Below are 15,254 nucleotides of genomic sequence, written 5' to 3'. Positions count from 1 at the left end.
GATGATGGTCGGTGAGGGCGAGCCCGGACGAACCTGGAAGCCCTCGATCGTGCGATTCTGAAATGAGTGGCAAACGTTGTCCACTTTGAGGTACTCTCTCCGGGACGGAATCGTTCCGGCACGAATCAAGGGAGATCACATGCACGAGGAAACGACGCGGGCAGAGGTGCGCGCCCGGCTGGGCCGCCGCTCGCAGTGGGTCGTCGGAGGGGCCGCGCTGGCCGCCACGGCGATGGTGCTGGCAGGGTGCACGAGCGCGACGGGTGAGGGCGACGGCGGCGCGGCCGCCGACAAGACGACCATCCGCTTCCTGTACGCCACCGGCGACGAGACCTGGAACTCGGTCGTCGACGCGGTGGTCGACGCCTTCAACGAGCAGAGCGAGACCACGACGGTGCAGCTCGACCCGCTGCCCGCCGGCAGCGACTACGCCACCGCGCTCAAGACGATGGATGCCACCGGAAACTGGCCGGCTGTCGTCGACATGCGCGACACCCTCACCTACATCAACGCCGGCAAGCTCGCGCCGATCCCCGACTCGGTGACCGAGCTGATCGAGCCGGAGGCCGTGGGCAGCGCATCCGACGGCAACGTCTACACCGTCCCCTACAGCGCACTCAACGGCGAGATCGGTCTCAACATCGTCTACAACAAGGACTACTTCGAGGAGAACGACCTGGAGGTGCCCGAGACCTACGACGACTTCGTCGAGCTGATGGATGACATCAAGGCAAACGGGGACGCGCCCCTCGCCACCGCCGCGGCCGAGGTGTGGCCCAGCGACCAGCTCTGGAAGCAGCTCGCCGCGCCGTACTTCGCGGAGTACGGCGATGAGGGCGGCTTCTGGACGGCCGCGCAGAACGGCGACGCGAGCATCGAAGACCTGCGCGAGCCGCTGCAGGAGCTCCTCGACATCACGAACGAGTACGTGCTCGAGGGGTGGCAGTCCACCGCCGACGCGCAGACGACCACGCTGCTGGTCAACGACATGGCGGTCATGGCGACGTCGTCCGCGGGCATCGGCCGACTGAACGACATCAACAAGGTCGACCCCGACTTCAACGCGGGGCTCTTCATCGTCCCCGGCGAGGACGGCACGATCAACGTGCTGAAGAACGCCGTCAACGGCGACACCGCGGGCGGCCTCGCGATCTCGGCGCAGGCGGAGGAGGACGAGGCCGAGTACGCCTCGGCGACGGAGTTCCTCGAGTTCTTCTACCAGGTCGACACCGCGAACCTCATGGAGGAGAACGGCTGGCTCGCGCCGAACATCGTGGCGGCCGACGAGGTCGAGCGCAACACCTCCATTCCCGGCGCGGCGGACTACTTCGCCCTGCTCGAGAACCCGAACCTCGCCTGGTACGAGAACGTGTCGGACCTCGCTACGTTCAGCGCGTTCAACACCTTCTTCCGCCAGGCGCGGATCGAGATGCAGGACGGGCAGAGCTCGATCGACGACACGATCGCCAAGGTGCAGGCCGAGTTCGACAAGACGGTCGCCGCGGGCTGACCCACAGGGCCGGGGTGCCCGGGCTGCTGCCCGGGTGCCCCGACCGGAGCCGAGGAGGTCTCCATGACAGATCAGAGCGCCCTGCAGGGGCAGACCGAGGTCGTCGGCACCGCCGTCCGCCTCAGCGGCGAAGGACCGCTCGACGGCGCACCCGAAGGTGCGGCCGAGGACGTCTCCTTCGTGCCGCAGGGGTCGCAGCGGGAGAAGCGGCGCACCGGACGGTTCCGGTCGGCGCGGTGGGTGATGCTCGGCTTCATCGCGCCGGCGCTGGTGATCTACCTGCTCATGGTGATCATCCCCTCGATCCAGTCCCTCCAGCTGAGCTTCACGGACTGGGACGGGATCAGCCCCGACTACGACTACGTCGGCACCCGCAACTACGAGGAGATCCTCACGAGCGGACGGTTCTGGAACGCCGTCAAGAACACGCTCATCCTGGGCCTCGGATCCGCGGTGATCATCAACGCGATCTCGCTGGCGGTCGCACTCATGCTCGACAAGGTGGTGGGCCGCTGGCAGGGGCTCTTCCGCACCGCCGTGTACCTGCCGTCGCTCGTCAGCGCCTTCATCCTCGCAACGGTGTGGAAGTACCTGCTCAACTACAACTTCGGTGCGGTCAACACCTTCCTCCGCGACGCCGGGCTGCCGGAATGGGCCCGTGACTGGCTCGGCGACAGCACCATCGTCGTCTGGGTCATCCTCTTCATCACGTGCTTCACGCTGGGCGGCAACACGACGCTCATCTACCTCGCCAACCTGCAGTCGGTGCCACAGGAACTCGTCGAGGCCGCGCGCATCGACGGCGCGAACAGCCGGCAGGTGTTCCGTCACGTCACGTGGCCGATGCTCGCCGGTGCGGTCACCGTCAACATGACGCTCGCGATGATCGCCGGCTGGACCATCTTCGACCAGGTCATGGTGCTGACCTCCGGCGGGCCCGGGTTCGTCAGCGAGACCATGGCGTTCTTCATCTACAAGGTCGGGTTCGGCGAGTACCGCGCCGGCTTCGGCAGCGCCGCCGCCATCGTGCTGTTCCTCGTCGTGATCGTCAGCACCGTCGCGGCCAACGCCTACATGCGCAAGAGGGAGATCCAGGCATGAGCACCGAGACCGAACTCGTCGTCGCACCGGACCACGCAGGGCCGCGGCGAGGGCGCAGCGCGTCGCGCAAGAAGAAGGTGACGCCCGGGCAGATCGTCGTGATGATCGTCCTCGCCGTCCTCGTGGTGATCGTCGCGAGCCCGGTGATCTACGCGCTGCTCAACTCGTTCCGCTCCTACTCCGAGATCACGATGGACCCGATGGGCCTGCCCACGCAGTTCACCCTCGACAACTACGTGCAGCTGTTCCAGCAGACCGACTACGGCGAGGCGCTGCTGAACACGCTCATCATCACCGTCGTGACGGTCGTCCTCCTCGTCGCCATCGTGCCCATGGCCGCGTACGGCATCGAGCGCATCGGCGGCCGAAGCGCCCGCTGGATCTACATCCTCTTCATCGCCGGCCTCATGATCCCGTTCCAGGTCCGGATGATCCCGCTCGTCAAGGGCTTCGACGACGTCGGGCTCTACAGCACCCTGACCAGCGTGATCCTCGTGCATCTCGGCGGCGCCGCGAGCTTCGGCATCCTCCTCTACTGCAGCTTCATCAAGGGCATCCCCGTCGAGGTCGAAGAGGCGGCCTTCGTCGACGGCGCCGGACGGTTCCGCACGTTCTGGTCGATCGTCTTCCCGATGCTGCTGCCGGTGACGTCGGCGTTCGTCATCATCCAGGCCCTGGGGCTCTGGAACGACTTCTTCATTCCGCTGGTGTTCCTCGATTCGTCCTCGGCGGGCACCATCAACGTCGCCATCAACCGCATGGTCGGCCTCCTCACCTCGCAGTGGCAGCTCATCTATACCGGCGCGATCCTGGCGATCATCCCGTCGGTCGCGATCTTCGCGGCGTTCCAGCGGTACTTCATCAAGGGCATGTCCATCGGGGCGGTGAAGGGATGAGTGCCACGTCGAATGCCACGCGCCAGGCGGGACTCGCGGGCCGCGTCAGGACCCTCCTCGCGCTGGAGGGCCCGGTCGCCGCGACGATGCTGACCGTCTTCCAGTACTTCGTGGTGTCGGTCGCGTTCATCGGATGCCTCGTTCCCGCGGTGGCGTTCACCGCCCTGGTGGGCTGGCAGCCGACGCATCTCGCGCTGTGGCTGGGGGTGCTGTCGCTGCTGCCGGTCGTGCCGGCGGTATACGCCCTGCTGTGCAGCAGCCGACGGCTGCTGGCGGACCGCGCCGACGCGCAGGGCGGACGGCTGTACTGGCGGTCGTTCGTCCGGGCCTGCCGCGACCTGTGGTGGGCGGCGGCCGGCGCGAGCGCCGTCGCGCTGCTGCTGTCGTACGACCTGGCCCTGTTCGGCGACGCCGACGCGATGCTGCTGTTCGTCGTGGCCGGCGCGGCGGTCGCGGTCGTGCTGCTCATCGCCGTGTGCGTCGTCGCGGCGGCGGGCCCCGCCCGTCGTCCCGTCGAGACGCTCAGCATCGCCGCGCGAGCCGTCGCGCTGCGGCCGCATATCGGCCTCGCCTGGCTGCTGCTCATCGCACTCGGTGTCGCCGGCGCAGGCCTGCCCGTCATCGGCTCGGCGTTGGCGCTGTTCCTGCCGGCCCTTCTGGGCGCCGCCATCCACATCTGCAACGACGCCCTGCGCCTGCCGCTGACCGACGAGACGAGACGAACTCCGTGACCGATACCTTCCCCCCTCCCACCGTCGAGGACGAGACCGAAGCACCCCCGAAGTCCATGAGCGCGTGGCGGCGCACCCGCGTCGGCCGGTTCGAGCTGCGCTGGGCATCGGACGCCCCCCTGTCGCTCGTCCTGCCGTCATCGACGCACGTCGGGCGCGAGGGGATCGGGCTGGTCGAGGTCTTCACCGCGGCGGAGCAGCGCGCGCGCACGAGTCAGGCCTACTGGCGGTCGGCGGTGGGCGAGCGGCTGCGTGTGCAGGGCTCGCAGGTCACCACCGACGCCTCCGCCACGCGAGCGGTCGTGGTGCAGAGCGACGCGATCAGCGGGATCGAGGTGCGTACGACGGTCACCGCTCCGGCCGGCGCGGCCGTCGTGCGGATCGAGAACGAGGTGCGCAACGCCGGCCGCGATGCGGTCGTGCTGACGGCCGTCACCTCGGCTACGGTCGGCGTCGGAACGGCGAGCGACCTCGGCGACATCAGGTGGGGGCGTGCCGCGAGCGAGTGGCTCGGCGAAGCCCGGTGGAGCGAGGTTGCCCTGCGTGACCAGCTGCCGGAGCTCTCGCTCGACCTCCACGGACAGGATGGGCGTGGCCACGCGGGTCTCTCCAGCCACGGCGCGTGGTCGAGCGGCGAGCACGTGCCGTGCGGCTACCTCGCCCGCGGCGACGGTGAGGCGGTGGCCTGGCAGATCGAGACGAGCGCCGGCTGGCACGTCGACCTCTCCCAGACGCGCGAGGGCGGCGTGCTCTCGCTGCTGGGACCGACCGACCTCGAACACCAGTTCGCCCACGAGCTGCTCTCCGGTGAGACCTTCACCGCCGTGCCGGTCGCGGTCGCGGCATCCGCTCACTCGCGCGATGGCGCGATCAGCGAACTGACCGTCTACCGCCGCTGGCTGCGCGGGCATGCCCACGGCGGTGAACTGCCCGTCGTGTACAACGACTTCATGAACACCCTGATGGGCCAGCCGACCACCGAGAAGCTGCTTCCGCTGGTGCGGCGGGCCGCCGAGGCCGGCGCCGAGGTCTTCTGCATCGATGCCGGGTGGTTCGCCGACCCCGAGATCGGGGACTGGTGGTCGACCGTCGGTGAGTGGCGCGAAGCGCCGACGCGGTTCCCCGACGGCGGGCTGCGCCGCGTCGTCGACGAGATCCGGCGCGCGGGAATGGCGCCCGGGCTCTGGCTCGAGCCCGAGGTCGTCGGCATCGACAGCCCTGCCGCCTCACGGCTGCCGGATGAGGCGTTCTTCCAGCGGTTCGGACAGCGCGTGCAGGAGGACCGCCGGTACCACCTCGACTTCCGGCATCCCGCCGCTCTCGCGCACCTCGACGCGACCGTCGACCACCTTGTGGAGCAGTTCGCCGTCGAGTACCTGAAGCTGGACTACAACATCAACCCCGGAGCAGGCACGGAGCGCAACGCGACCACCGCGGGCGACGGTCTGCTCGGGCACACGCGCGCGTTCCGCGACTGGCTGGTGACCGTGCAGGAGCGGCATCCGTCCCTCCGCATCGAGAACTGCAGCTCCGGCGCGATGCGTGCCGACTACGCACTGCTCGCCGTGACACACCTTCAATCGACCAGCGACCAGCAGGACTTCCGGCTCTATCCGCCGATCGCGGCGTCCTCGCCGGCGTCGATTCTTCCCGAGCAGTGCGGCAACTGGGCGTACCCCGCGGCCGACATGGGCGACGAAGAGACGATCTTCACACTCGTGACCGGCCTCAGCGGGCGGCTGTACCTGTCCGGATTCCTGGACGATCTGCGTCCGGATCAGCGTGCGCGCGTCGCGGAGGCGGTGGAGCTGCACAAGGCCCTGCGCGACGACCTCGCCCACGCCACACCCTTCTGGCCGCTGGGGCTTCCGGCGTGGGATGCGCCGACAGTATGCCTCGGGCTGCGCACGAGCGAGCGCGACCTGGTGTTCGTGTGGGATCGGGATGCCGCGCCCGCCGACTTCGTGCTGCCGGGCGTCGCCGTCGCCGAGGCGATCTTCCCAGCCGGCGGCGAGCCCTGGCGCTTCGCCGCGACCGACGACGGCCTTGCGATCACCACGCCTGCCGGCATCGGCGCGCGGGTGCTGCAGGTGCGCCGTGGCTGAGCGGGGCCGGATCACGCCCGGGCGCGTCTTCGGAGACGACCGCGGACACACCGCGCAGCTGCACGGCATCGGCCTGCAGCGGGTCGGTGACCGGTGGTTCGCGTGGGGCGAAGACAAGACGGCCGGCGATCGCTTCACGGCCGTGGCCTGCTACTCGTCGGACGATCTCGCCCGCTGGAGGTACGAGGGCGACGCGCTGGCCGCGGGCGCCGGCGAGATCGGCGCCGACCGGGTGGTCGAGAGGCCCAAAGTGCTGCAGCGTCCCGACGGCCGCTGGGTCATGCTCCTCCACGTCGACACCAGCGACTACTCGTTCGCGAGCGTCGGCTACGCGATCGCCGATCAGCCCGAGGGGCCCTACGAGTACGTGGGCAGCGAGCGGCCGCTCGGAAACCTCAGCCGCGACATCGGCGTCTTCCATGAGGGCGGCGTGGGATACCTCCTCTCCGAGGATCGAGATCACGGTCTGCACCTCTACCGCCTGCGCGACGACTACCTCGGCGTCGCATCGGTCGTCGCGACGCTGCGCCAGCAGTCGCGGCCCGACATCGGCTATGAGTCGCCCACCCTGGTCGCTCACGACGGGCGGTACTACCTGTTCGGGTCGGACCTCACCGGCTGGAGCATGAACGACAACATGTGGACGAGCGCGCCCTCTCTGGAGGGGCCCTGGGAGGATTGGCAACTCCTCGCGCCGTCCGGGACGAACACGTTCGAGTCGCAGGTCAGCGTCGTCGCGCCGGTCGGCGACGCCTTCGTCTACATCGGGGACCGGTGGACGCCCGAGCACCTCGCTGAGTCCCCGGCGGTATGGCTGCCGCTGCGCATCGACGGCGGACGCGTGCAGCTCGAATGGCGCGACACCTGGACCATCGCGGAGCTGGGCGCATGAGGGCCGCGCTGCTGATGGATCCCGCGCTGGTGCCGTTCGTCTTCGGCACGGACGAGCGGGCACGGCTCAAGGAGCTCCTCGAGATCGACATGACGGATGCCGCCGCCTCGCTGACCGAGATCGCCGCGCCCGACACTGTCGAGCTGCTGATCACCGGGTGGGGGGTGCCGTCGATCGGCGACGACGATCTCGACGGCTTGCCCGCCCTGCGCGGGATCGTCCACTGGGGCGGCGGGATCGGGTTCCTGGACGAGGCTGCGTCGGCGCGCGGCATCCGCGTCTCGTCCGCCCGCGCCGCCAATGCCGTGCCGGTCGCGGAGTTCACCCAGGCGATGATCACGCTCTCCGCGAAGGACGCACTCTGGCTGTCACGGCGCTACTGCGCCGAGCAGACGTTCGTCGACCGCGAGGCAGCGGCGCCGCGAGCCGGGCTCTTCCGCACGAGGGTGGGCATCGTCGGGGCCTCCACGATCGGGACCATGGTGATCGAGAAGCTCGCCGCGAACGACGTCGAGGTGCTGCTGTACGACCCGTACGCGACGCCGGAGGTCGCCGAACGGCTCGGCGCGACGCTCGTCGACGACCTCGAGGAGCTCGCGCGGCGCTGCGACATCCTCTCCCTTCACGCTCCGGAGATGCCCGCCACCGTCGGCATGATCTCGCGCGACGTGCTCGCCGCACTCCCCGACGGCGCCACCCTCGTCAACACCGCCCGGGGCGCGCTCGTGGACCAGGACGCGCTCGTGACGGAGCTCGAGGCGGGACGGCTGCGCGCCGTGCTCGACGTCACCGAGCCGGATGTTCTCGAGCCCGGGCATCCGCTCTACAGCCTTCCGAACGTGTTCCTCACGCCGCATCTCGCAGGGTCGATGGGTGTCGAACTGCGCCGGCTCGGCGAGGCTGCGCTCACCGAGGTCGAGCGCTTCGTCGCGGGCGCGCCGTTCGCACACCCGATCGCGCCCGCGCCGTCCCAGCCCTGATCGTCCGACCTTCCCGAGGAGCGACCGCCGTGCCGGTGATCCACAACCCCGTCCTGCGCGGCTTCAATCCCGACCCCTCCATCCTGCGCGTGGGCGCCGACTACTACCTCGCGACGAGCACCTTCGAATATCACCCCGCCGTCCGGATCCACCATTCGACTGATCTCGCGCACTGGACAACGCTCGGCCACGCACTCGATGAGGGCTTCGACCTGCGCGGCATTCCCGATTCCGGCGGAGTCTGGGCGCCGAGCCTCTCGTTCGCCGACGGCCGGTACTGGCTCGCGTACTCGATCGTGCGAAGCATGGACGGCGACGACAAGGACATCGACAACTACCTGGTGACTGCCGACGCGGTGACGGGCCCGTGGAGCGAGCCCGTGCATCTCGGGTCGCGGGGGTTCGACTTCTCGTTCTTCCACGATCCCGACGGCACGCATTGGATCGTCGGCGTCCAGTGGGACCAGCGCCCCGAGCACCCGTCGTTCTCGGGGCTCGTCGTGGAGCAGTACCTGCCCGATGAGCGACGGACGACTGGCGAGGCCGCGGTCATCTACCGCGAGGATGGCCTCGTGGAGGGCCCGAACCTCTACAAGATCGGCGAGTGGTACCACCTGCTGATCGCGGCCGGAGGCACGGGGTGGAACCACGGCATCACGGTGGCGCGCTCCCGCGGTCTGCTCGGCCCGTACGAGCGGGACGAGCGGGAGGCGGTGCTGACGACGCGCGATGCGCCGGGGCATCCGCTCCAGAAGGCCGGCCACGGGGAGCTCGTGCAGACGCCCGACGGCGAATGGATCCTGGCGCACCTCGCCAGTCGACCGACGCTGCATCTCGGTGAGCGCTACGGCACCTTGGGGCGCGAGACCTGCCTTCAGAAGGTCGTCTTCGACGACGACGGGTGGCTGCGCCTCGCAGACGGCGGGCACCACGCGAGCGTCGAGGTGCGCCTCGGTCCGGCGGGGGAGGACGGTGGCGGGTCGGCCGACGGCGGGGGCGGGCTGGATGCCGGTGGCGGGACGGATGCTGCAGCCGGCGTCCGCGCGTGGACCGAAGACTTCGACGGGCCGGCGCTGGACTCGCGCCGCTGGTCGACGCTTCGGTCGGCGCCGCGGCCGGGCGTCGTGGACCTCGACGCCCGGCCGGGATGGCTGCGGCTGCGTGGCGGCCACTCCGCGGCATCCGTCTTCGATCAGTCGATGATCCTGACCCGCATCGAAGAGCGCAGAGCCGTGTTCGAGACGACGCTCGAGGCCGAGCCGCGGACGCCTCGTGAGGCCGCGGGGCTGATCGCGTGGTACGACCGGTCAGGGTGGATCTGGCTGCAGGTGACCTTCGACGCCGAGCACGGACGTCACCTTCGTGTGGTGCGGCGGGACGGAGCCGTCACGATCCGCTCGGCGCCGGCCGTCGCGCCGGAGGGGCCGCTGCGACTGCGCGCGGTGCTCGACGGTCCCGCGCTCACCTTCTGTGTCGCTGGTGTGTCGGGCGAGTGGCAGGAAGTTCCCGGGACGTTTCCTGCGTGGACGCTCTCGGACGACCACGGACCGCGGCTGCGCTTCACCGGGATGTTCTTCGGCGTGCGCGCGGATGATCTGGACGGCCGCGGATGGACCGTCGACATCGGCCACGCGGGGGCGCGCTTCGATCCGACGACCGCCTGAAATCGGGTCTTGACGTCGTGCGACGATGAGGACATCGTTAACTGGCAAACGATATCCACTTCCGATGAAGACGATCGCAGATCGCCGAACGGGACGAGAAGAGAGATCGATGAGGATCGAGCAACGACACTGGATGCGCCGCGTGATCGGCGCGCTCACGGCGGGAGCACTGGCTGTGGCCGGCGCCCTGACCGCCGTGCAGCCGGCCGCCGCCGAAGACGGCACGACACCGCCGCAGATCGTCCGCACCGTCAGTGACGCGGGCTTCGCTCACCCGGGCATCGGCTTCACGGCCGACCACCTCGAGAACATGCGCACGCAGGTGCTCGCCGGGGTCGACCCGTGGGCGAGCTACTACGACGCGATGACGCAGTCCCGGTACGCAGCCCGTGACTTCCGGGCGGAGAACGCCCAGCCGGGAACCGACACCCCCAGGAACGACGCCTACGCCGGTTCCGGGATGCGGGCGAGCGCACTGCGCGACAGCCTCGGCGCGATGGCGCAGACGCTCGAGTACGTCGTCACGGGCGATGAGCAGTACCGCGCCAACGCGCTCCACGTGCTGCGGACGTGGAGCGCTCTGGACCCGGAGAAGTACGCGTACTTCGCCGACGCGCACATCCACACCGGAGTGCCGCTGTACTACATGCTGATCGCCGCCGAGGTGCTGCGCGGCACCGAGCCGGTGAACCCGACCCTCGACGGCTACGACCTGCGGTGGACCGCGGACGACCAGCAGCGCATCGAGGACAACCTCGTGCGGCCGGTGCTCGACACGTTCCTGTATTCGAAGAACCGCCTGTGGAACCAGCACCTCTATGGCGTGATCGGCATGATCGCCGCGGCGATCTTCCTCGACGACGCCGACCTGTATGCCGAGCGCGTGGAGTGGTTCACCGTCAACGCCGGCTACGAGAGCGAGCACGACCTCTACGGCGGCGACGTGAACGGTGCGCTCGCGTCGATCTTCCGCGAGATCCCCGCGGACGACCCCCGCAACAGAACGGGCGAGTCGTTCATCCAGCACATGGAGATGCTGCGCGACCAGGCGCACGGACAGGGCGACGTCGACCTCCTCGTGGCGCTGGCGCGCTTGGTCGACAACCAGGGCACGACGGTCGACCCCGTCGCCGGCACGGTCTCCGACGAGCCGGACGCGGTGTCGCCGTATCACTTCCTCGACAACCGCATCCTCGCCGGGGCCGACACCTTCACGGCGTTCATGATGGGCGAAGAGGTGCCCCACGTACCGGCGAACGAGGGCGGCACGATTTCGCAGGCCTACCGCGGCCGTCTCGTCGACCCCCTCAGCGAGACGTACCTGCAGTACCGGTACGTGGCCGGTGTCGACGTGGAGGCGGAGGCGCCGCACGTGGCCGACCTCTACGCGCACCGCGACGGTCCGGTGTTCTACAACGGCACCGCGGTGCAGAACTTCTGGAACGACCGCGGCTCGGACTACACCGGCGCTGAGTACTGGGTCGCCTTCCCGGCGGAGCTCGCCGATGTCGAGGGCTCTGTCGCCTCTCGCGGAGACAGCCCCGAACTCCCGGTGGCGAAATTCGGCAGGACCCTCGGGGCGGGTGCACAGCACCACGTGGACGCCGACGGCACCGGGTTCGTGCGGCTCGACGCGAGCGCCGACGACGCGTCGGTCGCCGTGCGCCGCGCCGTCTGGGGCGACCGCTCGAAGACCTCGCTGGTCGGCATCAAGGTCCGCAGCGACGGCTCGGCGACACTGCAGGCCTCGCGCACTGCGGCGGAGGCGCCTTTCGCCGAGATCGTCGTTCCCGACACGGGCGGCGAGTGGCGCTACGTGTGGGTCGACCTGCACGTCGACAAGACGCCCGGCGCCGTCGGCGACAACATCCTGTTCCTGCGTGAGACCGGTTCGGCGGCGCAGGTGGACGTGTCCGGCGTCCTCGCGCAGGCGAACGGCGTGCTGACGCCACCGGTGTTCGCCGACGCGCCCGCTGTCGAGGTCGTGGCCGTGAAGGGCGAGCCGTGGGTCCGCAGCTTCGAGGCGACGGATGCCGCGAACGCCACGATCGCGCTCTCGCTGCAGGCAGCGCCCGACGGTGCGGTGCTGACGGGCGCCGAAGTGTCCTGGACGCCTGCCAAGCCGGGGGTCGAGGAGCTGCTCGTCGTCGCGTCCGACGGCACCACCGTGACGGCGCTGCCGGTCACGATCAGGGTCGCCGCGACGCGCGCGGCCGCGATGGGGACGCTCCTCGACCGCATCGGCGACGAGGCGAGCTACACGTCCGCGAGCTGGCAGCGCGTCGACGCGCTCGTGCAGCAGGTGAAGAAGGAGCGCAAGACCGCCGGCGCGGCCGAGTTCGCAGACCTGCTCGCGCAGCTCGGGCAGGCGATCGCCGAGCTCGAGCTGCTCAACCCGACCCTCTCGGACGGATCGCTCGACTTCACCGGCGTCGTCAGCGCACCCCCGCTCAGCGGCTCGCAGCTGCGCGCCCTGGCCGACGGCGACAACCAGACGTCGTGGGGCGACCAGCGGGTGACCGGCATCGCCTTCGACTTCGGTCCGGCGTTCCGGGTGAGCGCCGACGCCTTCGGCTTCCAGGCACGCGACACGTTCCCGAACCGCGCGGAGGGCACGAACGTGTACGGCTCCGACGACGGCGCCACCTGGACGCTCCTCACCGAGCACCCGAACGCCGGCCAGGACGCCGAGGTCGAGTGGATCGCCACCCGCGAGGAGGTGCGGGAACAGCGCTTCCGGTTCCTCAGGTTCCAGGTGGACGAGCCGGGCGTCCCGTCGGACCCCGCCTACCCGGGCATCTGGAGCATCGCCGAGATCCGCATCGACGGCGTGCGCAGCGAGGCCGTGGGCGTGATGGACACCGTCTCGATGTCGTCTCCCGACGCGCTCGCCGGGCGGGTCGTCGCGGGGGATCGCGTCGAGCTCCGCATGACAGGACCGGCGGAGAACACCGACGTCCGTGTGACCCTGCTCGGGCAGGACGCGGAGGTGACCTCTCCCGCTGCGGGCGAATGGCTCGCCGTCGCGTCCGTGCCGGCCACGGCGCAGGCGGGCGGGGCGATCGGCTTCTCCGTCTCGTTCACGACGCCCGACGGGAAGACCGCCGACCCGGTCGCCGCGACGACCGACGGGTCGAAGCTGTTCCTGTCGACCGACACGGGGCTGATCGACGGGGCGTTCCGCGCCGCGCGTGTGCTGCGACCCGACGGGGGCGCCGACACCGCGTGGACGCAGCATGCCGCCCGCATGCTCGATGGTGACGCCGCGACGCACTCCGACACGCGCCTCAACGCGGGCACGTACGGCAACGTCTGGGACTTCGGCGAGGATCGCGTGACGCTGACCGGCGCCGAGCTGCTCGTGCGCCAGGACGGCTACGGCACCTCGCGCATCGCGGACATGCGCCTGGAGGGCTCGAACGATTTGCAGACCTGGGCGCGACTGACGCCCGCCGTGCCTGCGAAGACGCTGGAGTGGCAGCGGTGGCCGGTACAGGGCGATGCCGCGTACCGCTACATCCGGATCGCGAACGGGCAGATCCTCGGCGTCGCCGAGCTGCGGCTGTTCGGATCCGTCGGCCCGGCCACCGAGGGTTGACGTCGCGTCCACAGCTTCGGCCCGGGACTCTCACGAGGACCGGGCCGAAGCTGCCCTCGGCGGGATGGAGTACCGACATGCGAGGAGCAGGGCTGTCGGCCACGCCACGAGCGTCCCGGCTCCCTCCCGCGCTCCACCGCTCTGGGAGGGCAGCGAAGCCCGCAGGCGTCTTCCGGTCCGAAGTCAGCGGGTGCGGTGTTCGCGTCGTGTCGATAGCTTCAAGGCGTGATTCCCACGGTGTGGTTCGTCGGTGCGTCCGGAGTGGGCAAGACGACCGTGGCATCGCAGTTGCAGAGTGCTCTTGAGCGTCGCGGGACTCACACGGCGTTCGTGGACGCCGACCAGTTGCGCAATGTGGCCGGTGTCAGCGCGACGGAGGACGAACTCATCGCCGATGGTCTTCGTGCGATCGTGCCCGTGTTCGAGCAGGCCGGCGCCGAAGTGCTCGTGGTGTCAGGGATCGTCGACGATGACGCGCAACTGGCCCGCCTGCTTCCCGGTGCGACCCGCGCGGATGTGCTCGTGGTGCATCTTGACGCCGCGGACCAGACCGTCGTGGACCGCATCGTCCGGAGGCGGTGGAACGTCCACCTCGCGGACGAGTCGGTCGACTACGCAAGGGAGTTCGACCGAGGATGGGTGGACGTTTCGGTGGATACGACAGCGCAGTCTCCTGCGGCCGTCGCCGCGGCTCTACTTGACCGCGTCGAACAGTTGCCTGAGCGGCTGCCCGCCGGGCGCCGATCCATGCCGATGGTGCAGCCGTCCGTCGGTGCGGTGCTGACCGTCGTCACAGGCGCCGGGGGAGTCGGGTTGTCCACCGCGGGGTTCATGTCCTTCTTGCAGGGCATGGGTCGCGGCGAGCGGGTCGGCTATGTCGATAGCCATCAGCTCGGGTTCATCGGCGTTGATCTCCGTTCACCGGGTCTCGCGGAGCTGAAGGCAACCAACTCCGTCGCCATCGCCGTCGTGATGGCGCAGCATGGCGTTGAGCAGGTCATCATCACTGCAGATCCCGCAACGAGTCGCTCGCTGGTCGCGATCGCGGATCCGGCAAGAGTCGTCTGGCTCGATGCGTCCGATCCGGTCATCGAGGCCCGCCACCGATCCCGTGCCGCGGGAGGCGGGCCGCCCTTGGCAGGAGACCATCGGCTCGGCCTTGATGAGGACGGCATCAGGTCGGGTGTCGCCGCGGCGCTCCTCGAGGCGCGCGATGAGTCGATCCGGCCACATGGCCACGTCGTGATCGAGACCGACGATGCGTCCGCCGACCAGGTGGCTTCGCAGATCACCGCGGTCCGTCGAAGCTGATCCGGCTGAGCGCATCCGACGCGCGTGCATGCAACCGACGGCCCGCCGGCGCCGCATCCGGGAAGACGAAACCCCCGCGATGTAGAAGCTACGCGAGGGTTCCTGGGATGACTGTAACGATCACCCTTGTGGCTCCGACCGGCATCGATCCGGTGACCTTTCGATTTTCAGTCGAACGCTCTACCAACTGAGCTACAGAGCCGCACGGTGGTATCTCTTGCAAGACCTGCCGCGTCCTAGACGAAAGGCCCTCTTCGAGAAAGGGGCCCGTCGCTCGGAGCGACCCTGACGGGACTTGAACCCGCGACCTCCGCCGTGACAGGGCGGCACGCTAACCAACTGCGCTACAGGGCCATGCTTATTGAATTTTGGAGTGACCCCAACGGGATTCGAACCCGTGCTACCGCCGTGAAAGGGCGGCGTCCTAGGCCGCTAAACGATGGGGCCGGGTGAACCTTTGGGGGCT

The 15,254-nt window shown here is 69.5% G+C and carries 10 protein-coding genes and 3 tRNA genes; 10 read left to right on the top strand and 3 right to left on the bottom strand.

From position 1 onward, the window contains the following. Nucleotides 1–139: 139 nt before the first annotated feature. The 10 genes from IM767_RS01440 (at nt 140) to IM767_RS01395 (ending at nt 14,788) form a co-directional block, all read left to right on the top strand. Entirely contained in the window at nt 140–1,510 is a 1,371-nt protein-coding gene (locus IM767_RS01440; protein WP_239453227.1) for an ABC transporter substrate-binding protein, read from the top strand. A 63-nt stretch (nt 1,511–1,573) separates the two neighbouring features. Next, nucleotides 1,574–2,611, top strand: coding sequence for a carbohydrate ABC transporter permease (locus IM767_RS01435; protein ID WP_109209629.1), 1,038 nt, complete (start codon nt 1,574–1,576; stop codon nt 2,609–2,611). Then, complete coding sequence (locus tag IM767_RS01430; RefSeq protein ID WP_239453226.1) at nt 2,608–3,507, top strand: carbohydrate ABC transporter permease; 900 nt, start codon at nt 2,608–2,610, stop codon at nt 3,505–3,507. The genes IM767_RS01435 and IM767_RS01430 overlap by 4 nt, the downstream gene beginning before the upstream one ends. Further along, nucleotides 3,504–4,238 carry a hypothetical protein gene (locus tag IM767_RS01425; protein WP_109209628.1) on the top strand — a complete coding sequence of 245 codons (735 nt, stop codon included), beginning with the start codon at nt 3,504–3,506 and terminating at the stop codon, nt 4,236–4,238. Before IM767_RS01430 ends, IM767_RS01425 begins: the two co-directional genes overlap by 4 nt. Next, a complete protein-coding gene (locus IM767_RS20625) occupies nt 4,235–6,343 on the top strand; it encodes a glycoside hydrolase family 36 protein (protein WP_239453225.1) in 2,109 nt (702 codons plus the stop codon). The genes IM767_RS01425 and IM767_RS20625 overlap by 4 nt, the downstream gene beginning before the upstream one ends. Beyond that, a complete protein-coding gene (locus tag IM767_RS01415; RefSeq protein ID WP_109209627.1) occupies nt 6,336–7,235 on the top strand; it encodes a family 43 glycosylhydrolase in 900 nt (299 codons plus the stop codon). Before IM767_RS20625 ends, IM767_RS01415 begins: the two co-directional genes overlap by 8 nt. Continuing rightward, nucleotides 7,232–8,215: a hydroxyacid dehydrogenase gene (locus IM767_RS01410; RefSeq protein ID WP_109209626.1), complete on the top strand. Its 984-nt coding sequence runs from the start codon at nt 7,232–7,234 to the stop codon at nt 8,213–8,215. The genes IM767_RS01415 and IM767_RS01410 overlap by 4 nt, the downstream gene beginning before the upstream one ends. 29 nt (nt 8,216–8,244) lie before the next feature. Continuing rightward, nucleotides 8,245–9,879: a glycoside hydrolase family 43 protein gene (locus IM767_RS01405; protein ID WP_109209625.1), complete on the top strand. Its 1,635-nt coding sequence runs from the start codon at nt 8,245–8,247 to the stop codon at nt 9,877–9,879. 109 nt (nt 9,880–9,988) lie between these two features. Then, a complete protein-coding gene (locus tag IM767_RS01400) occupies nt 9,989–13,477 on the top strand; it encodes an alginate lyase family protein (protein WP_109209786.1) in 3,489 nt (1,162 codons plus the stop codon). Nucleotides 13,478–13,702: 225 nt separating this feature from the next. Beyond that, nucleotides 13,703–14,788 (top strand): AAA family ATPase, encoded by a 1,086-nt coding sequence (locus IM767_RS01395; protein WP_109209624.1) that lies wholly within the window; start codon nt 13,703–13,705, stop codon nt 14,786–14,788. Nucleotides 14,789–14,917: 129 nt separating this feature from the next. On the opposite strand, the gene IM767_RS01390 is transcribed toward IM767_RS01395, so the two are convergent. The 3 genes from IM767_RS01390 to IM767_RS01380 all read right to left on the bottom strand — a co-directional run bounded on the left by IM767_RS01390 (nt 14,918) and on the right by IM767_RS01380 (nt 15,235). After that, nucleotides 14,918–14,990: transfer RNA gene (locus tag IM767_RS01390), tRNA-Phe, on the bottom strand. A gap of 78 nt (nt 14,991–15,068) precedes the next feature. Further along, a tRNA-Asp gene (locus IM767_RS01385) sits at nt 15,069–15,142 on the bottom strand. Between the two features lie 20 nt (nt 15,143–15,162). Next, a tRNA-Glu gene (locus tag IM767_RS01380) sits at nt 15,163–15,235 on the bottom strand. Nucleotides 15,236–15,254: the final 19 nt, after the last annotated feature.

The sequence above is a fragment of the Microbacterium ureisolvens genome, assembly GCF_015278315.1.
Lineage (GTDB): Bacteria > Actinomycetota > Actinomycetes > Actinomycetales > Microbacteriaceae > Microbacterium > Microbacterium ureisolvens.
Note: the sequence above shows the minus strand (reverse complement) of the source record. Positions and strands in the feature narration are given on the sequence as shown.

Excerpts from the sequence above, each read along its gene's own strand:
- IM767_RS01435 (WP_109209629.1), top strand. The coding sequence starts at position 1,574 with ATGACAGATCAGAGCGCCCTGCAGGGGCAGACCGAGGTCGTCGGCACC.
- IM767_RS01430 (WP_239453226.1), top strand. The coding sequence starts at position 2,608 with ATGAGCACCGAGACCGAACTCGTCGTCGCACCGGACCACGCAGGGCCG.
- IM767_RS01400 (WP_109209786.1), top strand. The coding sequence starts at position 9,989 with ATGAGGATCGAGCAACGACACTGGATGCGCCGCGTGATCGGCGCGCTC.
- IM767_RS01425 (WP_109209628.1), top strand. The coding sequence starts at position 3,504 with ATGAGTGCCACGTCGAATGCCACGCGCCAGGCGGGACTCGCGGGCCGC.
- IM767_RS01410 (WP_109209626.1), top strand. The coding sequence starts at position 7,232 with ATGAGGGCCGCGCTGCTGATGGATCCCGCGCTGGTGCCGTTCGTCTTC.
- IM767_RS01440 (WP_239453227.1), top strand. The coding sequence starts at position 140 with ATGCACGAGGAAACGACGCGGGCAGAGGTGCGCGCCCGGCTGGGCCGC.